Source organism: Streptomyces argenteolus, from assembly GCF_042902585.1.
GTDB lineage: Bacteria > Actinomycetota > Actinomycetes > Streptomycetales > Streptomycetaceae > Streptomyces > Streptomyces argenteolus.
The window spans coordinates 83,767-106,208 of record NZ_JBIBEG010000005.1; the positions used below are offsets into that span (position 1 = coordinate 83,767).

Annotated in this window: 18 protein-coding genes, 1 tRNA gene and 1 pseudogene; 14 read left to right on the forward strand and 6 right to left on the reverse strand. The window is 67.9% G+C overall.

What is annotated here, in order from left to right; genetic code table 11:
• Nucleotides 1-234: 234 nt before the first annotated feature.
• The 3 genes from ACFY8O_RS19110 to ACFY8O_RS19120 all read left to right on the forward strand — a co-directional run bounded on the left by ACFY8O_RS19110 (nucleotide 235) and on the right by ACFY8O_RS19120 (nucleotide 4,568).
• The gene (locus tag ACFY8O_RS19110) at nucleotides 235-900 is read left to right on the forward strand and encodes a sugar transferase (RefSeq protein ID WP_387903865.1); all 666 of its coding nucleotides are present in this window, start codon (nucleotides 235-237) and stop codon (nucleotides 898-900) included.
• Nucleotides 901-991: 91 nt separating this feature from the next.
• Nucleotides 992-3,259, forward strand: coding sequence for a heterodisulfide reductase-related iron-sulfur binding cluster (locus ACFY8O_RS19115; RefSeq protein ID WP_145812958.1), 2,268 nt, complete (start codon nucleotides 992-994; stop codon nucleotides 3,257-3,259).
• A 382-nt stretch (nucleotides 3,260-3,641) separates the two neighbouring features.
• Nucleotides 3,642-4,568 (forward strand): Yip1 family protein, encoded by a 927-nt coding sequence (locus ACFY8O_RS19120; RefSeq protein WP_387903868.1) that lies wholly within the window; start codon nucleotides 3,642-3,644, stop codon nucleotides 4,566-4,568.
• 112 nt (nucleotides 4,569-4,680) lie between these two features.
• Here ACFY8O_RS19120 and ACFY8O_RS19125 read toward each other — a convergent pair whose 3' ends face one another.
• The gene (locus tag ACFY8O_RS19125; protein WP_145809859.1) at nucleotides 4,681-5,181 is read right to left on the reverse strand and encodes a phosphoribosyltransferase; all 501 of its coding nucleotides are present in this window, start codon (nucleotides 5,179-5,181) and stop codon (nucleotides 4,681-4,683) included.
• 6 nt (nucleotides 5,182-5,187) lie between these two features.
• Nucleotides 5,188-5,763, reverse strand: coding sequence for a dCTP deaminase (gene dcd, locus ACFY8O_RS19130; protein ID WP_099173424.1), 576 nt, complete (start codon nucleotides 5,761-5,763; stop codon nucleotides 5,188-5,190).
• A gap of 489 nt (nucleotides 5,764-6,252) precedes the next feature.
• On the opposite strand from dcd, the gene ACFY8O_RS19135 reads away from it, so the two are divergent.
• The 4 genes from ACFY8O_RS19135 to ACFY8O_RS19150 all read left to right on the forward strand — a co-directional run bounded on the left by ACFY8O_RS19135 (nucleotide 6,253) and on the right by ACFY8O_RS19150 (nucleotide 10,603).
• Nucleotides 6,253-6,326 (forward strand) — tRNA-Gly (locus ACFY8O_RS19135).
• A 494-nt stretch (nucleotides 6,327-6,820) separates the two neighbouring features.
• Nucleotides 6,821-7,378 carry a hypothetical protein gene (locus tag ACFY8O_RS19140; protein WP_158712957.1) on the forward strand — a complete coding sequence of 186 codons (558 nt, stop codon included), beginning with the start codon at nucleotides 6,821-6,823 and terminating at the stop codon, nucleotides 7,376-7,378.
• Nucleotides 7,379-7,718: 340 nt separating this feature from the next.
• Entirely contained in the window at nucleotides 7,719-9,848 is a 2,130-nt protein-coding gene (locus ACFY8O_RS19145; protein WP_387903871.1) for a hypothetical protein, read from the forward strand.
• Complete coding sequence (locus ACFY8O_RS19150; protein ID WP_051748512.1) at nucleotides 9,845-10,603, forward strand: hypothetical protein; 759 nt, start codon at nucleotides 9,845-9,847, stop codon at nucleotides 10,601-10,603. The genes ACFY8O_RS19145 and ACFY8O_RS19150 overlap by 4 nt, the downstream gene beginning before the upstream one ends.
• A 266-nt stretch (nucleotides 10,604-10,869) precedes the next feature.
• On the opposite strand, the gene ACFY8O_RS19155 is transcribed toward ACFY8O_RS19150, so the two are convergent.
• From ACFY8O_RS19155 to ACFY8O_RS19165, 3 genes are all read right to left on the reverse strand, one after another.
• Nucleotides 10,870-12,021 (reverse strand): tyrosine-type recombinase/integrase, encoded by a 1,152-nt coding sequence (locus tag ACFY8O_RS19155; RefSeq protein WP_387903874.1) that lies wholly within the window; start codon nucleotides 12,019-12,021, stop codon nucleotides 10,870-10,872.
• Entirely contained in the window at nucleotides 12,021-12,239 is a 219-nt protein-coding gene (locus tag ACFY8O_RS19160; RefSeq protein WP_387903877.1) for a helix-turn-helix domain-containing protein, read from the reverse strand. The genes ACFY8O_RS19155 and ACFY8O_RS19160 overlap by 1 nt, the downstream gene beginning before the upstream one ends.
• 188 nt (nucleotides 12,240-12,427) lie before the next feature.
• Nucleotides 12,428-12,913, reverse strand: coding sequence for a helix-turn-helix domain-containing protein (locus ACFY8O_RS19165; protein ID WP_387903879.1), 486 nt, complete (start codon nucleotides 12,911-12,913; stop codon nucleotides 12,428-12,430).
• Between the two features lie 309 nt (nucleotides 12,914-13,222).
• Here ACFY8O_RS19165 and ACFY8O_RS19170 point away from each other — a divergent pair, with 309 nt between their 5' ends.
• The 4 genes and pseudogenes from ACFY8O_RS19170 (at nucleotide 13,223) to ACFY8O_RS19185 (ending at nucleotide 17,853) form a co-directional block, all read left to right on the forward strand.
• Nucleotides 13,223-14,449, forward strand: a complete 1,227-nt coding sequence (locus ACFY8O_RS19170) for a DUF3631 domain-containing protein (protein ID WP_387904536.1) — start codon at nucleotides 13,223-13,225, stop codon at nucleotides 14,447-14,449.
• A gap of 186 nt (nucleotides 14,450-14,635) precedes the next feature.
• A complete protein-coding gene (locus tag ACFY8O_RS19175; protein ID WP_387903882.1) occupies nucleotides 14,636-15,409 on the forward strand; it encodes a DUF2637 domain-containing protein in 774 nt (257 codons plus the stop codon).
• A gap of 223 nt (nucleotides 15,410-15,632) precedes the next feature.
• Nucleotides 15,633-16,156: pseudogene (gene mobC, locus ACFY8O_RS19180) on the forward strand (plasmid mobilization relaxosome protein MobC).
• On the forward strand, nucleotides 16,153-17,853 hold the full coding sequence (locus tag ACFY8O_RS19185) for a relaxase/mobilization nuclease domain-containing protein (RefSeq protein ID WP_387903884.1): 1,701 nt from the start codon (nucleotides 16,153-16,155) through the stop codon (nucleotides 17,851-17,853). Before mobC ends, ACFY8O_RS19185 begins: the two are co-directional and overlap by 4 nt.
• 35 nt (nucleotides 17,854-17,888) lie before the next feature.
• Here ACFY8O_RS19185 and ACFY8O_RS19190 read toward each other — a convergent pair whose 3' ends face one another.
• Nucleotides 17,889-18,731, reverse strand: a complete 843-nt coding sequence (locus ACFY8O_RS19190) for an NAD(P)-dependent oxidoreductase (RefSeq protein ID WP_387903887.1) — start codon at nucleotides 18,729-18,731, stop codon at nucleotides 17,889-17,891.
• A gap of 297 nt (nucleotides 18,732-19,028) precedes the next feature.
• Between ACFY8O_RS19190 and ACFY8O_RS19195 the strand changes: the two genes are divergently transcribed.
• The 3 genes from ACFY8O_RS19195 to ACFY8O_RS19205 all read left to right on the forward strand — a co-directional run bounded on the left by ACFY8O_RS19195 (nucleotide 19,029) and on the right by ACFY8O_RS19205 (nucleotide 22,384).
• Nucleotides 19,029-20,258: a helix-turn-helix domain-containing protein gene (locus ACFY8O_RS19195; protein ID WP_145764345.1), complete on the forward strand. Its 1,230-nt coding sequence runs from the start codon at nucleotides 19,029-19,031 to the stop codon at nucleotides 20,256-20,258.
• Nucleotides 20,259-20,313: 55 nt separating this feature from the next.
• Nucleotides 20,314-20,760 (forward strand): hypothetical protein, encoded by a 447-nt coding sequence (locus ACFY8O_RS19200; protein WP_387903890.1) that lies wholly within the window; start codon nucleotides 20,314-20,316, stop codon nucleotides 20,758-20,760.
• A 391-nt stretch (nucleotides 20,761-21,151) separates the two neighbouring features.
• Nucleotides 21,152-22,384 (forward strand): hypothetical protein, encoded by a 1,233-nt coding sequence (locus ACFY8O_RS19205; RefSeq protein WP_387903891.1) that lies wholly within the window; start codon nucleotides 21,152-21,154, stop codon nucleotides 22,382-22,384.
• Nucleotides 22,385-22,442: the final 58 nt, after the last annotated feature.

Here is a 22,442-nt window from a genome sequence, read left to right on the forward strand (position 1 = left end):
GACCTGAGCCACTTACACTCAACTTATGTGCTCGCATGTGCGCTGAGCAGGGCTTTTCCGGATAGAGGAGGTGCGGGAGCCATCTCGGCGCGCGTCCGGAACGGCGAGGATCCACGACACCCGGCGCACGGAGCACGCCGCGCACACCCCACCACCATCGCACCGTGGGATCGTTCTGTCACAAAATGCATCGAGACGGTCAAACCCGTCACCTCACGACCCCGGGCAGGTGCCATGCGGAACGCGAGACGGACTGCGACACGAAGGACGCGGCACCCCGCCGTCTCCGCGACGGCCGGGGCCTGGAGTTCCGCGGCCGGGCACCTCACCGCCGCGCTCGGGGCCCTGACCGTGAAGCGGTCCCTGGACCTGGTGCTCGGCTCGGCCCTCCTGGCCCTGACGGCGCCCGTACTGGCACTCGCCGCCCTGGTGCTCGGCGCGCGGACCCGGGGAAGCGCAGGAGCGGTGCGGCGCGAGGTCCGGATCGGCCTCGGCGGGCACCCCTTCGAGCTGCGCTCACTGCGCACCCGGCGGCTCCGGCTCGACCTCCTGTCCCGGCTGCCCCACGTCGTGGGCGGGACGCTCTCCCTCGTCGGCCCGGTCCCCCTCACTCCCGAGGAGACCGTCGCGCTGGGGCCGGCGGGGCGCTGGCGGCAGGAACTGCGGCCCGGCCTGACCGGGCTGGCCCAGGTGCGCGCCCGCTCCGGAATGCCCTGGGACGAACCCGCCCTCCTGGACGCGCACTACGCGGAGCATCATGGAACACGGCTGGACCTGGCGATCCTGGCGCAATCCGTACGCATCCCCCTGCATGCGGCACTGCGGCGGGTACGGCGCCCCGGGAAGGCTCGCCTGAGCGACACAGATCACCGCCTGCCCAACTACAGCGTGGCGGAATAAGTGGATAGTGTCAGCACAGACTGATTAAGTTACTGCTTAGTAATCGCTTGTACGCGCTGGATCCCACCCTCGCAGGCCCGAGGAGCCCCACATGCAACTCGCCGCGATCATCGTGTCGCTGGTGCTGACTGTCGTCGGCGTTGCGCTCATCGCCCGAGCCGTCGCGCAGATCTACCGGTTCGTCCGCATCGGACAGCCGGTGCCGGCAGGCAGCCGCACCGACGACCCCAAGCAGCGCACGATCACCCTGGTCAAGGAATTCCTCGGCCACACCCGGATGAACCGGTGGGGGATCGTGGGCTTCGCCCACTGGTTCGTCGCGATCGGCTTCCTGACCCTGCCGCCGACGCTGCTCCAGGCGTACGGACAGCTCTTCCAGGCCGACTGGGTGCTGCCGATCGTCGGCGGCTGGCTGCCGTTCGAGATGTACATCGAGTTCATCGGCATCATGACCGTGCTCGGCATCGTCACGCTGATGGCCATCCGCCTGCTGAACCTGCCCTCGCGCGCCGGACGCAAGTCCCGCTTCGCCGGCTCCAAGGCCTGGCAGGCGTACTTCGTCGAGTACGTCATCCTCGTCATCGGCCTGGCGATCCTGGCCCTGCGTGGCCTCGAAGGCGCGATCCATCACGTGGAGGGCTACGAGGCCGCCTACTTCGTCTCGTACCCCCTGGTGCTCGCCTTCAAGGGCCTGGCGCTCGGCACGCTGCAGAACCTCATCTACCTCACTGCGATGATCAAGATCGGCACCTCGCTGATCTGGATGATCACGGTCTCGCTGAACACCAACATGGGTGTCGCCTGGCACCGCTTCCTCGGCTTCCCGAACATCTGGTTCAAGCGGAACGCCGACGGCGCGGTCGCCCTCGGCGCGCTCCAGCCGATGACCACGGGCGGCAAGGAGATCGACTGGGAGGACCCGGGCGAGGACGACACCTTCGGCGTCTCCCAGGTCGAGCAGTTCTCCTGGAAGGGCATCCTCGACTTCTCGACGTGCACCGAGTGCGGTCGCTGCCAGTCGCAGTGCCCCGCCTGGAACACCGGCAAGCCCCTCTCCCCGAAGCTCCTGATCATGTCCCTGCGCGACCACGCGCACGCCAAGGCGCCGTACCTGCTGGCCGGCGGCGGCAAGGACATGGAGGGCAACGAGAAGGCCTCCGCGGAGCAGCTCGAGGACGTCCCCGCCGCCGCACTCGCGGAGGCCGAGCGCCCCCTCATCGGCACCGCCGAGGAGAACGGCGTCATCGACCCGGACGTGCTGTGGTCCTGCACCACCTGCGGTGCCTGCGTCGAGCAGTGCCCGGTCGACATCGAGCACATCGACCACATCGTCGACATGCGCCGCTACCAGGTGATGATCGAGTCCGCGTTCCCCTCCGAGGCGGGCACGATGCTCAAGAACCTGGAGAAGAAGGGCAACCCCTGGGGGCTCGCCAAGAAGCAGCGGGTCGAATGGACCAAGGAGGTCGACTTCGAGGTCCCGATCGTCGGCAAGGACGTCGAGGACCTCAGCGAGATCGACTACCTCTACTGGGTCGGCTGCGCCGGCGCTCTCGAGGACCGTGCCAAGAAGACGACGAAGGCCTTCGCGGAGCTCCTCCACATCGCAGGCGTCAAGTTCGCGATCATGGGCGGCGACGAGAAGTGCACCGGTGACTCTGCCCGCCGCCTCGGCAACGAGCCGCTGTTCCAGCAGCTCGGCCAGGAGAACGTCGCGATGCTGAACATGGCGTTCGGCGAGGACGACGAGGACGACTCCACCAAGAAGGCGAAGTCCGCGAAGAAGATCGTCGCGACCTGCCCGCACTGCTTCAACACCATCGCCAACGAGTACCCGCAGCTGGGCGGCGAGTACGAGGTCATCCACCACACGCAGCTGCTCCAGCACCTGGTGGACGAGGGCAAGCTGATCCCGGTGACGCCGGTCGAGGGTCTGATCACGTACCACGACCCCTGCTACCTGGGCCGTCACAACAAGATCTACACGCCCCCGCGCGAGATCATCGCGAAGGTGCCGGGTCTGCGGAACGAGGAGATGCACCGCCACAAGGAGCGCGGCTTCTGCTGCGGCGCCGGTGGTGCCCGGATGTGGATGGAGGAGCGGATCGGCAAGCGCATCAACAACGAGCGCGTCGACGAAGCCCTCTCGCTCAACCCGGACATCGTCTCCACCGCCTGCCCGTTCTGCCTCGTCATGCTGACCGACTCGGTCAACGGCAAGAAGAACGACGGCAAGGCGAAGGAGTCCGTCCAGGTGGTCGACGTCTCGCAGCTGCTGCTGGAGTCGGTGAAGACGCCCACCGACCCGGCCGGCGACGCGGAGACGGCCGACCAGCCGGAGCCGGAGCCCGTCCAGTAGCTCTGCCCCGCCGCGCGGAAGCGGGGTGCTGGGGCTCCCGGCGTCGCGGGGTTGCTGGAGCTCCCGGGGAGCCCGAGGCCGCCGGGACCGGCCCCAGGGCCTGCGGGGGGCTTCTGCGAGCGCCCGGGGGGTCCACGGCCCTCCTGTCAGGTCCACGGGCTCCCGGGGGGGTTCACGGCCCTCCTGTCGCGTCCATGAGCTCCCGGGTCCGCCCGTCGGCCCTCAGGGGTCGACGCGGGTCGCGGGCGGGTGCCCGGAGGGCGTTGCGGGGTGGGGCCGGCCCCCCAGGGTTCCCTTAGGGGATGTCACAGCTAGGCCGCAAAGGGCCCCCTGTTCCCCCGGCTCCCACCCCGCACCCGCGCGGACCAGGTACGTTCGATGTGTGGCTGGATTCAGGATCGGACGCGGCCGGGACAACCGCACACCGCAACAACACCCGCAGCAGCAACAGCCGTACGGCGCGCAGGCACCATCGCAGCCGTACGGCGGGCAGCCGTGGCCCCCGGCGGGAGGCAACGGCGCACCGTACGGAGGCCCCCAGGGGGCCCCGTACCACGGCGGGCACGGCGGCAACGCACACGGGGGTGGCAACGGACACGGAGGCGGGCACGGCGAGCCGGAGTACTTCGGCGATCCGTACCACCAGCCCGCGCAGCACGACCCGTACGCCAACGCCCCTGGGCACACCCAGGCGTTCAGCATCGGTGAGGACCCGTACGGCGACGGCAGCACCTACCAGGGCGGCCAGGCCCCCGTGCAGCCGTCGGGACCCCGGCTGCACTGGAAGCAGTTGCTGAGCGGCATCGTGCTGCGGCCGGGACCGACGTTCTGGCAGATGCGCGACTACCCCGTGTGGGGCACCGCGATCACCGTCACGTTCATCTACGGCCTGCTGGCGCTCTTCGGATTCGACCAGGCCCGCGACGAGGCGATCCACGCGGAGGTCTCCACCGCGGCCCCGTACGTGATCTTCACGGGCCTCGGCTTCGTCCTCGGTGGACTCGTCCTCGGCGCGGTCACGCACACGCTGGCCCGTCAGCTCGGCGGCACCGGCTCCTGGCAGCCGACCGTGGGCCTGTCGATGCTGATCATGTCGATCACGGACGCCCCCCGCCTGGTCTTCGCCCTCTTCCTGGGCGGCGAGAACTCCCTGGTCCAGATCCTGGGCTGGATCACCTGGCTGGCCGCGGGAGCCCTGTTCACGTCCATGGTGAGCAAGTCCCACGACCTGCCGTGGCCGAAGGCGCTGGGCGCCTCGGCGATCCAGCTGATCGCACTGCTCTCGATCATCAAGCTCGGCACGATCTGACCGACCCGGTCCGACGTGCGGGAGGGCCCCGGTGGCATGCCACCGGGGCCCTCCCGCGTACGAACCCGAGCCCTCTGGGGGCCAGACCCGCACGCCACGGTCTGCGGAGCCCTCAGGAGTCGAGGACCTGTCCCTCACGGCGCACGACGGGCTTCTCCACGCTCCAGGGGAAGTTGATCCACTGGTCGGTCTTCTTCCACACGTATTCGCACTTCACGAGCGAATGCGGCTTCTCGTAGATGACCGCGCTGCGCACCTCCGCCACGTGGTCGATGCAGAAGTCCCGGACCAGCTTCAGCGTCTTGCCCGTGTCGGCGACGTCGTCGGCGATCAGGACCTTCTTCTGCGTGAAGTCGATGGCGTTGGGAACGGGTGCCAGCATGACGGGCATGTCCAGGGTGGTGTTCACCCCGGTGTAGAACTCGACGTTCACCAGGTGGATGTTCTTGCAGTCCAGGGCGTACGCCAGGCCGCCGGCGACGAAGACCCCGCCCCGCGCGATGCTCAGCACGACGTCCGGCTCGTACCCGTCGTCGGCGACCGTCTGCGCCAGCTCACGCACGGCACGCCCGAAGGCCTCGTACGTCAGATTCTCCCGCTCTTCAGCAGCCACGCGGCATCACACCTGGGTCCGATGGAAATTCATGAACGACCGCGAGGCGGTCGGCCCTCGCTGGCCTTGATAACGCGATCCGTAGCGCTCCGACCCGTACGGGAATTCCGAAGACGAGGTCAGCCGGAACATGCACAGCTGCCCGATCTTCATTCCGGGCCAGAGCTTTATCGGGAGCGTCGCCAGATTGGACAGCTCCAGCGTCACGTGCCCCGAGAACCCGGGGTCGATGAAGCCGGCCGTCGAGTGCGTCACCAGCCCGAGCCGCCCCAGCGAACTCTTCCCCTCCAGTCGCGAGGCCAGATCGTCGGGCAACGAGATGACCTCGTACGTCGACGCCAGGACGAACTCCCCGGGGTGGAGGATGAACGCCTCGTCGCCGTCCGGCTCGACCTGACGCGTCAGGTCCACCTGCTCGACGGCGGGGTCGATATGCGGATAGCGGTGGTTCTCGAACACCCGGAAGTAGCGGTCGAGCCGCACATCGATGCTCGAGGGCTGCACCATCGAAGCGTCGAACGGGTCAATGCGAACCCGCCCGGCATCGATCTCGGCCCGGAGGTCCTTATCTGAGAGAAGCACGCACCGAGGATACGCAGAACGCGCGAGCCGACCCCAACCGGACCTTCCCGCGCGTCCCTGCCCCGGACCTCCGACGCCCGCTAACGCTCCTCGAACACCACGGGAACCGCCTGCCGCAACCGCGCACAGCGCGGACAGCGGATGAGCCGCCCGGGACCGATCCGCTCGGACCCGAGCTGCTGCATCGGGAACGACGAGGTAGCAAAAACGTGCCCCGAGGCACAGCGGACGACGGTGCGCTCCATCGACTCCATCAAGTCCCTTCCCCAACCAGCCTTGGACGAGACCGCCACATTAGGGGATGAACAGGACGCCACTCCAGGCGGCACTCCGACCACCCACGCTACGCCCCCAACTCCCCGCACCACCAACCGCGTCCACCCCACCACCCACGCCCCGGCACGACACACGGGCCCCACGGCGACGGCGCCGGGGGCCTGCGATGGGGTACAGTGTGGGCGATGCACTGCCGGATCATCGGCGCGCTTCGCGGGTGTAGTTTAATGGTAGAACATGAGCTTCCCAAGCTCAGAGCGCGAGTTCGATTCTCGTCACCCGCTCCATGAAAAAGCCCCAGGCCAGCGGCCGGGGGCTTTTTGTTGTCTGGAACTCTTGAGGGGCGGCGTGCCCTCCGCGTGCCCTAAGTCGCGCGAATGCGCCACGGAAAGGCCTCCCAGAGCACACCTCGCGGCATTCGCGCCAGTCCGCTGGGGCAGGCCCCCCTCCACGAGGGAGCGGGCGCCAGCCGCAGGGAGAGGCCCTCGTTGCCGCACCCCCGCAGCACCCCACACACCAACAAGGACGGGTCCGCTCGGGCGGCACCCCCAGCCCGACTCTCCCGGACCGGAGTAACCGCCCAAGAGCAAAGCGTTGGACGCACAAGCAACGACCGAAGCCGCAACTTACGGCACAGAAAATGTCGAATTACAAACCGAACGCCCCCTTGACGCTATCTTTTGATCAATAGTGAACTTTACTACCCATGCTCACCGCATCATCCGGTTAAATTCCCGCGCATCGCGCCATTCGCGCGCGACAGGTAAACACGGGGGTTGCAATGAGTGATGCATTGGCGTTTCCCGCACTGGCCGCCTCGGCTCTCCCCCAGGCCATCGGGTTCCTCCTCCACCGTGCCGAGGTAGTCCTCGACCGCCGTGCACAGCGAAGGGATACGAGCGCTCCGCTCCCGCCGGAGGAAGTGGAGGAAGTACCAGACGTGGTGGTCGGGGACCCTGGCAACGCGCTGGACTTCGACCCGGCCGAGGTGACCGACGAGCGAACGGAACGGCTGGAGACGTTGGTGGAGGCGCTCGGGCTGTACGCCGAGAACGGGCACCTGGCCGAGGGGCAGGATGAACGACTGCGCCGCACCCTGGGTCGGCTTCGGGCCCTCCTTGAGGACGTGTACGGACGTCACATCACCTTCGCCGGCGAAGCGCAGCGGCCTGCAAGCGGCATGCGCATCGTCAACAGGGCCCGAGACGTCCGCGGTGTCTCGCGTGCGTTGAAGGCTCGACGGGCATCCAGCAGCGCGAACGCCGACATCCTCCACACCGCTGAGGTTGTCCATCCCGGCGGGGAAATGATCAGCGTCGAGATTGACGAACTTATGTGAGTTGCGTCCTTAAGCGCACAAGCAAAAATCACAGACCGCAAGACCAGCAACGGGGAGAGCAAGCATGGGATTTCCTGCGCCCGAAAATCCACTCGGCGGAACCTTTCGGAGCGGAAATGGCTACGACGACTTCGGTAAGGAAGGTCCCCGGGTTGAGCGGGCCAGGCAGGACGATGCTGACGGCGGCACGCCAACCGACCCACAGTTGCGGGACGGACGTGGGGACCACCGCTCCGATGATGGTCGGGACGGTTCTGTCGGGTCTGGAGCGAACGGCTTTGCTAGCGGTACAGGCCCAGCCAGCCATGAGGATGATCCCGGCGTACGTGAGGCTCAGCGGATGCTGCGGGCTGCGGTCGCCGAACTGCGGCAGGAGGCCCTGTTCAACTTCGGTGAGATGACGGCGGTGAAGCTCACGGCGGTCCTGGGACAGTTGTTGGAGCACTCGGAGCTGCCCCGCCGCTACCTGGAGACCGTCCGCGCGGTGTTCGCCGAGCCGGTCGGTTACCGGACGGCATATAAAGCACTTGAGGAGCCGGGCGCGGTGTTGGTCCTGCCCCGGGAGCCTGGTGCGGGCCGGACGTTCACCGCCCACGCCCTCCTGGCTGATCTGCACCTTCGTACCGGGGCCAGAGTAGGACCCTTGAGCTTCGGCGGCACCGCACGGTTTCCCCTGCGGCTTCTCCCTCGTGAGCAGAACGCCGGCTATCTACTGGATCTCCCGGCCGACGAGGACGAGACCGTGGCGGTCAGCAGCGACTTCGGGGCGCTGCTCCACGACGTCCAGCAGACGTTGAAGAACCGCTCCTCACGACTGATCGTGCTGACCACACCGGAGCAGTGGCAGCGGATCCGAGGGGGCGCCCCGGAAGGGGTCGTCCCCCAACTGGGCAAGCCAGACCCCGTGGAGGTGGCCCGCACCTGGCTCTCGGCCGAGGCTCCCGAACTTGACACCACGCGCTGGCTCACCGACGGACGCATTCTGGAACTGTTAGCCGGGCAGCCACCCTCCGACGTTCTCCACACCGTCGGCCTCATCCTCAAGTCCGAGCAGACCAAGCAAATCCACTGGACTAAGGAGTCCGTAACCCAGGAACAGGTCGAAGCCGACCCGGACGGCTTCAATGCCAGGGTGCTGAGTGTTGTCGAGGCACGCACCGACTGGCGCGAGGAATTACTCAAGTGGCACAAGAAGCCGGGAAGGACGGACTTCCAGCGGAACTTCCTTCTGGTCGCCGCACTGTTCCGGAGCGCGACTGTCGCGCATGTGTACGTGAAGGCGGCCGATCTCTGCGGCCACTTCAAGACACCGCTGTCGCTAAAAGGACAGGTCTCGCCAGGCGTCGTTGAACTGGTGGATGAGATCGATGCCGACCTCGATCCGGCGAACGACACGCTCGATTTCGGCCGACCAGGATGGGACGACGCCGTCCTGAGCTACTTCTGGATCGACCGACCAGCGGTACGGAAGACTTTCCTGGCGTGGATGGCCGAGGCGCCAACGACCAAGAAGAAAAAGACCAACGAGTTCCTGGAATCGTTCACGACGGACGACCGGCTCCTCTTGGCGAACAGGGTCGGCACCTTCGCTGTGCGCTGGGCCACCCGTCATAGGAAGCCGGATCCCCTTGAAAAAATCATCTCAGCCTGGCATGGGGACCCGGTCCTGTGGAAAACAGCCACCGAGCTGATCTCGGCTGCCTCCCTTCATCCAACCATGGGGCGTTTCATCCACGAGCTGTTGCTGCGCTGGTCCAAGAACAGGGAGGACGCAGCACTGCCCAGGTTGGCTGTCGATGTGTGCGCTGGCGAGTTTGGTCGCCTCTACACCACCAAGGCGCTGCTGCGCCTTGGATACGCGGCAGGCTCGGAGGACTCCGGGGTACAAAAGTCGCTGCATTCCGCGGTCCGCGCCATCTGGTCTAACCCGACTGCTCGCAAAGCCCTGTTCAACTCAATCATCGACTGGTGCGCTTCTGATACGAACCGTCTTGCGTCAGGCCGCCGTTCCTTTGCGGCCTTGGCCACTCTGACGGCTGGCCGAGAGGGTGAGGCCGACCCCGAGCCGGTGCTGCTCCAGGAAGGTAGCGAGGAGGACGAGTTCCAGCCCGCGCTGAAAGACCTGGCCGTCGGCTGGCAGACGTTGTTGACACCCACTGACGACGACACGGTGCCCGCAGAAGCGCTCCGCCTTTGGATGGACGCCGCCCACCAGCGTCCGAACCTGAGCCCTCTCGTGTTCAGCGTCCTCAGAGAGGCCCTGGACGCACCAGACCCGGACCTTGCCCGCAGGCTCCGCAACCGCCTGAACGACCTGTTGTACGCCTGGCAGCCCTACCCGGCACCGAACGCCGACGCCACACGCGTACGACTACGACACGAACTGGCCGACCTCCTCGCCCATGATCGGAGCCGGGCCGTCGCCAAGTACCACCCCCGTGTCGTCGGCCGTTCCACGGAGACCGCGTGAGCCCGCTGATACGCAAAGATTCCTCGCGCAGCGCGGGCACCGCACAGGCCAGCTGGGTGCGTGAATTCCGCGACCTCCTCGACAGCAACGAACCCGGCCTCACATTCGACGCCACCATCCGAGTCGAGTGGCGCCGGCAGGAAGGCGGGCCGGGCAGCACTACTGCCTACGAAGATGCCGGACGAGCGGTACGGCATATCGCGGAGAGTCTCGCTTCCCAGCGCAGCGTTTTGCGCTGGGAAGCTACGGAACAGGACATCAACCACGACCTCAGACGCCTCCTTCCATGGTTCACCGAAGGCATTGAGATCCTGAGAGCGCAGGTCACCCTCCACGTCGACGATCACGCTCACGCCACCGCCCAGCGCATCGCTCAACTCAAGCGTGAAGAGACACTGGAAGAACTCGCACGCCGCCAGACCGCAGCACGTGTCCGATTCATGCAGGACGAGATTCTGCGTACCCCGGCCACGGCACGCCTATACCTGTTGCTGGAGCAGACCGCGCACCACGGCTACCTGCCGCCAGGCGTCGATGCCGATCAGATCGTGCGGGATGTCCAGCAGTGGCATCCAGAAGCACAGTGGGTCGCCGTCGCCCAGCTCCTGCACACCTTCCTAGGCAAACTGACCGACAAGGACGCAGGCGACCTTCTACGCACCCTGCACGTACTGTTCCTGGAGTACGGACAAAAGGAACTCGCCGAACAACTCCCAATGGAACTGGGCCAGCGGAACTCGGAGCGACCGGCGTGAGCCGGGGGAAAGAGATCCGGCTGACCATAGTCCGCGTGCTCCTGTCCCCTCGTACCAGCTGGCACGCTTGCACGGCGATACGGCGAAGCCGGGCCCCGCTGACCTTCGATGCTGCGTGGCGGTACGCACGGCTGCGCGGACATCCTGATGAGGCGCCCTATCGGCTTCAGGGTCACCAAGCCGAAACCCTTCAACAGCCGGAAGGCCCTAGCCGAAGAACACCGGATAGCCGGGGCGTGTAACGACGGCGCCCCGGCCATCCGATTTCAGCCTTCCCAAGCAGCGGACGAAGCTTGGCTAGTTGCCCTCCTGACTGCACGAACCCTCAAGTCGATGCCGCCAGCGACCTCCTGCTGACGTTCGTCGTCGGAGTGCTGGTAGATCAGCGCCGCCTTCTCCGAGGACTGGCCGGCGCGGACCATCGTGTCCTTGAGCGTGGCGCCCGACTGGGTGGACAGGGTGTGGCCGGTGTGCCGGAGGTCGTAGAAGCGGAAGCCCTCCGGCAGGCCGGCCTTGGTCCGAGCCCTGCGCCACTTGCGGCCGAAGGTGGACCGGCGGAAGGGGGCGCCCCTCTCCCCGATGAACAGGAGTCCGTCGGGTTCCTTCTTGGCGTACCAATCGAGGTGTCGCTTCACCTCGATGTACAGGAAGGCCGGGAGGAAGACAGTTCGCCTTCCCGCGGCCGACTTGGTGTCGCCTTCGACGCGGCGGCCGGTGGTCAGTTCGGGTGCAGCGTCCCGGATCTTGACCGCGAGCGGTTCGAGCGTGACGTCGGGCCGCCGAAGGGCGGCCTGCTCCTCCGGGCGCATGGGCCCGTAGGCACCGAGGTAGACCATCAGCCGCCACCTCGGCCCCATGGCGTCGGCGAGCGCGTCGACCTGTTCGACGGTGGCCGTCGGGCGTTCCCTGGCCTTCTCGCTGCCGGCGCCCCGGATCCGGCAGGGGTTGCGGCGGATCAGCTCGTCGTCGGCCGCCGTCTCCATGATGGCCTTGAGCAGGCGGTAGGACTTGGCGACGGTCGTCGCACCGGTAGTCCCCAGCCGCTCGACCCGCCAGGTGCGCACGCCCGGCGGCGTGATGTCATCCAGGTTCACCGAGGCGAATGCGGGCAGCAGGTGCAGGCGTAGGAGCCTTCGGTACAACTCCTCCGTGGTGGCGGAGAGCCCGCGCTCCTCGACCCACTTCATGGCGTACGTCTCGAAGTTGATCGAGCCAGCATCGGGATCAACCCAGTGCTTGCGCTCGATATCGGCCTGGGTGAGCGTGAGCCAGGTCTGGGCCTCGGTACGCGTCTCGAAGGTCTCCGGGGCGGTGCGACGGCTGCCGTCCGGAGCCCAGTAGCGGGTCTGCCACCGCCCCGACGGGAGCTGACGGACGGTGCCAAATTCACGTCGCCGCTGCGGCTTCCGGGCGGCCATCAGGCGGCCCTCCCGAAGCGGGAACGCCCGTCACCGAGAGTCGGAACAGTGCGCTCCTCGATGTACGCGGCGATGGCGCTCTCGGGGATCCGTACGGGCTTGCCGAGCTTGACGTAGCGGATGCGGCGCTCCTGGATGAGTCGCCGGATGAAGCGCACGCCAGTGCCAAGGCGTTCGGCAGCCTGCTCCACGGTGAGGAGGGTGTCGGTTGTGGTCACCTCCCCCTGCGGTCGCGGCTGCTGAGCGGGGGCGTGCGGTATCGCCGAAGGGCGCAAGTGAGTGCTCCGGTTCCGGCCGGCGGATGGGGCGGCAACCCCGCGCCTGGCCTCGTGTCGTTCAGGGATGGGATGGGCTGGACGGTCACAGCAGGGGTTTGCATTCCCGCTGTGTCTGGTGGAGTGGGCCGCTATGCGTCGGAGGCAGGCCCGTACTCTTCGTTGCTCTTCATCAGTTCTGTGGCGATGGCGTTGGAGACCATCACGTCAGCCTCTTCGCGGATGTCCGTGTGGTCGGCGAGATAGGCGTCGAGCTGGTCGCGGGCCTTGCGTGCCTCGTGGTTGGCACGGTTGGAGGCTCTGTAGGCGGCGACGACGTTGTCGATCAGCTCCATGGCACGGCCCATGGTCGCCAGGCTGGGCGGCCCGACGAAGTTGCTGAGCGGGATGCCGAAGATCTCGGCGAAGCCGATGGCCTCATCGAGGTTGATCCGGCGCTTGCGGTTCTCGATGCGCCAGACTGCAGACGGGTTCATGTCGAAGCCGACGTCGTTCATGCGGTCGGACAGCGTGGTGGTGCTCCAGCCGCGTTTATCGCGCTCCAGTTTGACCCGCACAGCAGCGTTCTCCTCGCCGCTGAGGAGCACGCCCTCAGGGCTTTCCTCGTCATCCGGCATCGCTCCCTCCTCCCGTTCGCTGCGTGTACCGCCGGTTGTGCGGCATGGAACAAGATTAACATCCGTTCTGCGGATCGCATAGTGCTATGCGATCCGCATAGTCCGTGGTACCGTAAAGCACCCCAGCAGACCGCACCGATCCGCTGAGGCATGCCTTCAACCAGCCCTCGACATACAAAAAGCCCCCCGGTGACCCAACACCGAGGGGCTCAGAGCGCAAACCTCATGCCGCCCATCCCTGAACGACTGACCTGCGAGGCCGGGATTGCCGTCCCATTGGCCCGCAAGCGGAGGAGCTACATGTCCAGTATGGACGATCCCGCCCAGAGCACGCCATCCCTTCCGAACACCGCCACCCTATGGCCGCCGGTGGCCATACCCGGCCGCCCCGCCGAGCCCCTACCGCCGCCGGCAGAGGAGCCCGAACCCGCTCCGCCGTCCGAGGGCGAGGCGGTGCTCGCGGAGCTGCGGGAGCAGATTCGCCGCTACGTCGTACTGCCGAGCGGGGAGGCGTTCACGGCCGTGACCCTGTGGGTTGCGGCTACGCACTTGCAGACGGCGTGGCAGCACGCTCCGCGACTGGCCGTGGTGGGGCCGGCGAAGCGGTGCGGCAAGTCTCGGCTGCTGGACGTGATCACCGAGAGCGTCCACGATCCGCTGATCACGGTCAACGCGTCGGCCGCCGCAGTGTTCCGGTCGATCACCGCCACGCCGCCCCCCCTGCTGGTCGACGAGGCCGACACGCTCTTCGGCTCCGCGAAGGTCGCGGAGAAGAACGAGGAGATGCGTGGTCTGCTCAACGCGGGGCACCAGCGCAACCGCCCCACCCTGCGGGTTTCCGGACCCAACCACGAGGTCTCGAAGTTCCCCACGTTCGCCATGGCGGCCCTCGCCGGCATCGGCGACCTGCCGGACACGATCATGGACCGGTCGATCGTCATCCGGATGCGGCGCCGCAGGCCGGGCGAGAAGGTGGCGGAGTTCCGCACCTTCCGTGACACCCCGCCCCTCCACGCGCTACGTGACCGGCTCGTCGCCTGGCTGACTCCCCTGCACGCCGAGGCGATGGAGCTGACACCGGCCATGCCGGTCGAAGACCGGGCGGCCGACACCTGGCAGCCGCTGGTGAGCGTCGCCGATCTCGCCGGCGGAGCATGGCCGGACCTCGCTCGCACCGCCTGCCAGATCATGGCCAAGCACGAAGCCGAGCACGACCAGGACCGCAGCAGCCTGGGCATCCGCCTCCTGGCCGACATCCGCCGCGCCTTCACCACCGAAGGCAACCCGCCGGCACTTCGCACCAGCCGACTCCTCGACATCCTCAACCAGGACGACGAGATGCCCTGGGCGGAGTACACCACCCACGGCCTGACCCCTCGGGGCCTGCAGCTCCTGCTCAAGGAGTACGACATCAGCTCGGTCACCCGCCGCTTCCACGGCAACGTCCAGGCTCGTGGCTTCACCCGCCTTCAGTTCACCGACTCCTGGGCCCGCTACTGCCCCGAGCCCACCCCCGAAACGGCGACCGGGGCCTGACCCGGCACGACCCGTCACGACTCGCCCCCGCGCAGGTCAGCGCGGTGACGAGTCGCGGTCCGGTGACGAGTCGACTCGTCACTACCGCCGCACTCGTACCGGCCCTGACCAGGCACGCGACGAGTCGTGACGGGTCCCCCGCCCTCAGGGCCACCTCAGCCGCACCCGCACTCTGGAGCATTTCCCTTGCCCTCCCCCGCCATCACCACGGCACCGTCTGCCCAGCTGCCACTGGCCACCGCGATCCGCACGGGCGTGTCGCTGCTGGCCGTGGCCGCCTTCGCACTGTCCTACGACGCGCTGCGTCAGATGGCCGCCGCCAGCCACATCCACCGGGCGCTCACCTACGCCTTCCCACTCGTCATCGACGGGTTCATCGCCATCGGGATCGGCGCCCTGCTCATCCTGCGGACCGCACCCCTGTCCGCCCGCCTCTACGTCTCCGCCCTGGTCGGCGTCGCCACCGCCACAAGCATCTGGGCCAACGTCCTGCACGCCGTCCGCCTCAACCAGCAGACCCGCCACACCAACCTCGCCCTCGACAACATCACCGTCGGAGTCATCTCCGCCATCGCCCCGCTCGCCCTGGCCGGAGCCGTCCACTTCTACCTCCTCGTGGCCCGACGCCCCACAGCCACCGACCGCCACAACAGCGACGACCGCCACGAACCCGGTGCGGAACACACCATCGGTGAGCTCGCGCCGCCACACACCACGGACACGGACACCGATGTGCCACAGCAGCCCGGTAAGCCGGGAGACAAGCAGTCGAGCGTTTCCCTGGAGCAGGCCGTGGCCATCGGCCGCACGGCTCCCCTCGGACGAGGCGGCAGCATTTCCCGCCGCAACGTCGAGAAGGCGATCCGGGACAACGGATTCGGCATGTCACGTGCCCGCCTGGACAAGGTCAAGGACCTGCTGCAGGCCGAGCTCGATGCCGTCACCACAAGCACCGACTGAACCTCGCACCCCACGTCACCCCAGCCCGTTCCTCCCATGAATCAGCACGGGGGGAACGGGCCCTCTCCCTCCACCAACGCTTGCAGGAGCCCACATGCACACGCCCGTCCGCGAGACCTCGCCGGCGCAGCAGCAGACCACCTCCACCCCGACATCAGGCGGAGCAAGGTATGGCGTTGGACCGTCCAAGGGCCGGTCCAACGCAGATGCCTCCGCCCCGGGGGTGGCGGAGGAGCTCGGGCGCCAGGGGGCGCCCGACCGGAACAAGCCCGTCGACACCACCACCCGCGCCGTGCTGCCGCAGCGTGCCGCCGAAGCCGCCGCACTGCACCGAGTCGCCCGCCGCCGTCAGCGCAAAGAGACCCAGCGCAAGGAACGCGTGGACGTCCGCTACAGCACCGACGAGAAAACAGCGATCCTCACCGTGGCCCGCTCGCTGAACATCGCCGCCGCCCACTACGTCGGCGCCGTCGTCATGGCCCACATCCAGGGAGACCTCACGCTGCCTGGTCAGCGCACTCAGCTCGACGACTACATCGACGAACTCACAGCCCTCCGAGGTGAAGTCGCCAAGATCGGCCACAACGTCAACCAGATCGCCAAGAAGCTCAACTCCGGCGACCTCCACACCCTGGGGACACCGCACTCCTCGACCATGCGGAACGCGTCCTCGACACGGCCGGTACCGCCGTCCGCCACATCGCAGCAGCCACTAATCAGGTTGCCGCCACAAAGGGGCCACGGTGATCGCGAAGATCAGCAGCGGCAAGAGCACAGCCGGCCTCATCCGCTACCTCTACGGCCCCGGTCGGGCCAACGAGCACACCGCCCCGCACCTCGTCGCCTCCTGGGACGGCTTCGCACCCGACCCCGGCCGCACCGACGACACCGCCGCCACGAAGAAGCTCCTCGTGGCCGACCTCGACCTACGCGTGCAGCAGGCCAAGCGACTCGGCCGGGCCCCGAAGCAGCACGTGTGGCACTGCTCCGTCCGCGCAGCACCCGGCGACCGCATCCTCGACGACGCCGAATGGGCGGAGATCGCCCGTCGTGTCGTCACAGCAACCGGCATCGCACCGACAGACGATCCGGACGGCTGCCGATGGGTCGCCGTCCGGCATGCCGACGACCACATCCACATCGCCGCCACCAAAATCCGAGGCGACCTGCGCACCGCACGCCACTGGAACGACTTCCTCACCGCCGACCGCGAACTCGCAGCCGTCGAGAAGGAATACGGCCTCTTCCAAGTCGTACGCGGAGACCGCACCGCCGCGAAACGGCCCACCCGCGCCGAGCAGGAGAAGGCCCACCGGACCGGCCACGACAAACCCGCCCGCGTACGCCTGCGCAGCCTTGTCCGCACAGCAGCGGCTGCTGCCACCACCACCGAGGAGTTTCTCGCTCTACTCACCCGCACCAACGGCGTCCTCGTCGAGGTCCTGCACTTCCCCTCCGGAGAACCCCGCGGCTACAAAGTCGCCCTGAAACACGACACGAACACCGAAGGAAAACCGGTGTGGTTCTCCGGCTCGACGCTGTCACCGGACCTCTCCCTCCCCAAGATCCAGAGCCGTCTCACCGCAGCAGACATCCCTGCCGGCAATCCCAACGGGCATCTACGGCCGCACCCGTGGCACCAAGCCACCGCAGCCACGGAGCGCATCCCTCACCACCTCGGCCGGCCGGACGCCGAAGCCGCCCAGGCCCACCTGGCCGCCCTCGGCGAAGCACTCGACGCCGTGGCCCTCACCGCACCACCGGACATCCGTAGTGAACTTCGGTCGGCAGCCTCTGCCTTCGAACGGGCAACCCGTTCACGTATCCATTCCGAACACCACCACGCCCGTGCCCTGCGCGGGGCAGTGAAATCTATGCTCCGCCAGCCATCACCCAAGGACGGAGCTCTCCTGGCGATGTTCCTCGATGCCGCGCTCTTGGCCGTCATCGCCGCCGCCCGCTGGCACGACCAACAACAGCACAACCAGCAGGCCGCAGCCGCCCACCAGACTCTGCTCCACCTCCGGGCCGCCTACGAGCGAACCTCATCCGGGCACCTGCTTGCCGCCGGCCAGCATCGACCACCTCAGAAGGTCGCAGTCCGGTACGCCCAGCTCATCCACCAGACCGCCCCCGCACACGCTGACCAAATCCTCGCCGACCCCGCCACCGATGCGCTGACTGCCGCCTTGGCCGCCGCGGAGACCACAGGCCACGATCCTCGACGCCTGTTGCAGCAGGCAGCGGACGAACGCGCCCTCGACGACGCCCGCTCCCCAGCACGCACACTGGCCTGGCGCGTACAACGGCTCTCGCAGAGGCCCGCTCCAAGCCGGCAAGCTCAGGCGGCACAGGCACGCAGCAGCGTCCTACGCCCCGTAGCTCTCCCGCAGCCTGCGGCACCGGCCACACCCACCGCTACCTCTCGGCCTCGGCGGAGGTGATCAGCCCTGGGCAGGCACTCTCAGCGGGAGCAGCGTCAAGCGGTTCTTCCCGACCGGAGCTGAGAGAGGACCTGCGCGACCGGCAAGTCGTACTGGTCCTTGTCCTGCTCCCAGAACGAAAGGGCCCGAGCCGTGGCCTCGGCCATGTCCGCAGGCAGGTCGGCCGCCCGGAGAGTGTCGGCGACCTCTTGCATCTCGGGCGCCCAGCGCCAGGCCCTGGCAGCCACGCTCGGCAGGTATCCCGGATCGGAGAGGATCGCAGAGACCATGATCTCGGCTTCAGCCGTGAGCTGGTCGCCGACGCCATGAGCGTGTGCGAGCGCGTGGGAGACCCCCGCGAGAGTACGAGCGGCCTTCTGGTAACTGGCGAAGGCCATCTTCAGGGCGGAAGCGGAACCGATGGCCTCGCCTGCCCGGCGCACATCCAGCGAGGACTTCGCGAACAGCGGCTCCACCAGGTCGACGGCGGGGCCGGCCCCTGCGAGGTGGAGCCTTGCCGTACGCCCTTCACCTGGCGGCGGACCGAAGACGGCGCCGTCGACAACCTCGGAGCCGGGGCGGATGTCCTCGGCGATGCGCTGCACACGCTGCGGGCTGATGGCATTGACATCGACGTACGTCCCAGAGAAGCCGTGCGCAGCCACTGCCGCTGCCACGTCTTCCGCCGCCTGTGGAGGACAGATCGAGAGAACGACGGTGCTACGGGACAGCGCTTCCGCAAGGGAGTCGCAGGCCATGGCTCCGGCCTCCCTCGCGCGGCGCCACGTGTTCTCGCTGCGCTCCTTGGGTACCCACAGCACCTCATGGCCGCCGGCGACAAGCTCGGCGGTGACCGCCGCGCCCATGGATCCCGGGTGCAAGACGGTCACGACGGTCACTGGCTGCCTCCGGCGAAATGCGACGTGGTGTGTTCCTCATCAACATGATCCGCTGCCGTGGAACAGGAACGGCGGAGGACCCAGCACCAGGCTCGGACGAGCCGGTCGCCGATAAGGCAAGAGTTCCCCTGCCTTGTGTTGGCCCTTCATGGCGAAGCGGGAAACACGGCTGTTGCAGCCCTGCCCCGGCCGCTCGTCTCACGCGCAAGCCGCGTCATGGGTACCGTGCTGGAGACGAACTCTGTACGGACAGACCGGCGATCGCGCCGGATCGTCCGGCGGCCGGGAGGTGTCCTGATGCTGGAGGAAGCCGAGGAGATCGGCAAGCGCGTTCGCAGGGCGAGGCTGCGGTTGGGCATGCCGCAGGCCGACCTGGCGACGGCCCTGGGAAAGTCGCAGGGCTGGGTGTCGAAGATGGAACGTGGCCTGATCGAGCTGGACCGGGTCGGGCTGCTCAACCAGGTGGCCGCAGAGCTGCACGTCCATCCCAACGACCTGATCGGACGCCCGTACAGCAGCTCCCCCGACGACAACCAGTGGCAGGTTGCCGCCTCGTCGATCCTGCGCGAGCTGCGCCGCTACGACCTCGTCCCCGTCTTCGACGGGGCTCCGCGGCCCGCATCACAGCTGTGGCGTGAGGTGACCCGGCTGCACCGCCTGCGGGACACCGCTTCCAACGTGGCGATTCTCCGCGTTCTCCCGGACCTGTTCCGCGAGGCACGAGCCCTGGCTGAGGAGTCTGAGGGGCACGAACGGGAGGAGGCGTATGCCATCTACGCCGTGTGCTGCAAGTTCGCACACACCGCCGCCCACTCCCTCGGGCACCCCGAACTGGTCGCCATGGCCTGTGAGCGGGCCGCCTGGTCAGCCAGGTTGTCGGGAGATCCGGTGCTGCCCGCCGTCGCGGACTGGATGAGGGTCTGGGACATGTGGGCGACGGCTGACTGGGCCGACGCTCTGACGCTCTCGGACAAGGCGATCACCTCGGTGGAGCAGGAGTACGACCGTGGTGAGCCGCTGGCCGTGCGGGCCTGGGGCACGCTGCAGCTACGGGCTGCGGTCTCTGCCGCCCGAGCCGGCCGCGCCTCGGAGGCCGAGGACCGGATCGGACACGCGAAGGCTGCCGCCGAGCGCATGGACGCTTATGTCGGGGCACCGGTGTACGACCGGCATTCGCTGACGTTCTCCGCCGGGAACGTGCAGATCCACGCGATCAGCGTGGCCCTGGAGATGGGCAAGCAGGGCAAAGCGCTGGAGATAAACCGCCGTACCAGCCCGGGACTGGTGGGTTCGCTGCCCAACTCCCGTCAGGGGCACCACCACATGGACGTCGCGCGCGCCTGGCTGTGGGACGGGAACCGGGGCAAGGCCCTGGCCGAGTTGGAGACAGCCGAGCGGATCGCGCCCCAGCTCGTACGGAACCACCCCATCGCCCGTTCGACGCTTCGCAGCATCGTCTACGCGGAAAGAGCAGCCACGCGGGAGAAGCTGCGGCGCATGTCCGACCGCTTTCACCTGGACGGATAGGGGTCGTATTCCTCCGGCTCATATTCGAGGGTTCCCCTGTCCCTAACTTCAGGGCATGACGCGACGACGTTCTCCCCACCTTCCCTCGCAGGGGTCCGGGTTAGGTACCGCAGCTCCCTTCGTTCCCCAGCTTGGCGACCTCGCCACCGACAGCGCCCGCGAGGACCGTGTGGGGGTCGTGGTCGCTCTCCCCGGTGAGGGCTCCGCCACGACCTACCACCTGCGCCCGCCCGGGGGCGGGACCCAGTGGTCCGCGCCCGCCGACGGGACGACGCTCAGGCCCGTGCCGGTGAAGGCCACCCACGCCACGCTGCTGGCAGGCCGGGACGCGGTCTACGACCCGAGGGCCCGGCAAGGATCGGTCCCCGTCGAGTTCCACTTCGATGACGGCTCGACCCTCAATGGTGCCCTCATCCTCACCACGGCGGAGCTGGAGCGGTTGTACGCGCAGACCAGCCGCCTCTTGGATGCACACGAACGCGCCCTCGGCGGCACCTCGTGACCGGGGCGGAGCGCCGCCATGCCCGAATCGCCGCGTCCAGAACCGCACGGGCCGACCACGGAGGTCGAATCGCGCTCACGTTCCTGGCCGTCGCCGGCCTGGTCGGCCCGGCCTGGGCACTGCGTGAGCACGCTGGCCCGCTCCTTGAAGGAGCAGGCCAGCGGCCCACCGCCGTCGCACCGGACGCCAGCCTGCCCTCCGACCGCTGAGGCCGCTCCCGGCACCGCCGCCGTCTGCCCGCGCTCGACCGCCGGAGCCTCCCACGCTGCTCTCTCGTCGAGCGGCGCTGAAGAACCGCCCCGCTCAGCGCGGCTTCGGCTGCCCGGGGCGGGACGGCTTGCACCTCGTCAGCCATCTGGAACATCCACGCGTGATTCCCCAGGGAGGGATCATGGACATCCCGTATATCGTCATCGACCAGCTCGTCCCCGACCAGCAGCAGGTCTGGAAGACGTACTTCGGCGACGCCGACCGCCCCCGCTACATCGAGGAAGGCATCTGGCGCCGCACCCAGGAGAAGGCCACCGCCGGCCAGTCCGGCTGGGCGGCCTCCAACGACGCACGGCGGCGGATCATCCACTACCGCTACCGGTACGGCCTGGTGCCCACCACGGCTGCGCCGGCCATCGGCTTGACCGACCTGTACCTCTATCACTCCGCATCCGCCCCGGCCGACGAGATCGACGCACACCACGACGCCCTGTGGGATTCGCTCGCCACCGGTGGTTGGAAGGAGGCTCCCGGTGGATTTCTATGGACACGGCGGGATCTGAAGTGCCGGATCACCGAGCACGACGTCCACCCCCAGGACGCCGCTGCGGGCCGCACCCTCCCAGCCGGCTATCGGAGCCTGGACGTGCAGATCGCCTCTGTGTCCTACGCACCGCCGCCCGCTGTCCGGCAATTGCCGTGGAACGTGCTCTCCACCGGAATCCGGTTCAAAGACCGCCCCGGCACGCCGACCCGGGTGCCGGACCTATCCGTCCTCGCGGACCTGCGGCCGTTCCAGGTGGAGATCGGATGCGGTACGTCGGTCGAGGCGGGCATTCCGCCCCTGCACCGGCTCCACGAGATCTACCGGGTCACCGACCGCCAGGGCCACGAGCCGCGGGAGCACCGCTTCACCCTCTCCCCGACAGCGGACACACTCCTCCATGAGGTGCTGACGGAGCCGGAGGAGAAGACGGCAGAATTCGTGGAGATGTTCCGTGCCTGCTTCCTGGCCGAGCCGACCCCAGCCATGTGGGCACTGAAGGAACTGAAGGACGCCGGGCACCTCGTCGGTCCGGTCATCACCAACAACTTCGACGTGCTCGCCGCGCGGGCCGGGCTCGACGAGTGCTTCATGCGCCGCTACGACCAGGCCGTACCCGACGTCGAGTGGGTCGACGGTGCCAAGGCCCTCCTCGTCGTCGGCCTGCACGCCGACCGACGCAAGGTCCAGGCTCGCGCCCGTGCTCGCGGCATGCAGATCGTCTACCTGGACCCGGAGGGCTTCTGGCACGACGGCCAGTTCATGCCGTACCCGCTGGAGGGGCCCCAGGACGGTGATCTGGTATGCCGGGCAACCGCCGCTGAGGCGCTGCCCGCACTCGTCAATCTCCTGAAACGGCCCGCTGGTTGATTCACCTGCACGAAGAGGGCCGCGCCGGGGGGTGACGCTAGCGTGACGCACCCGGCCG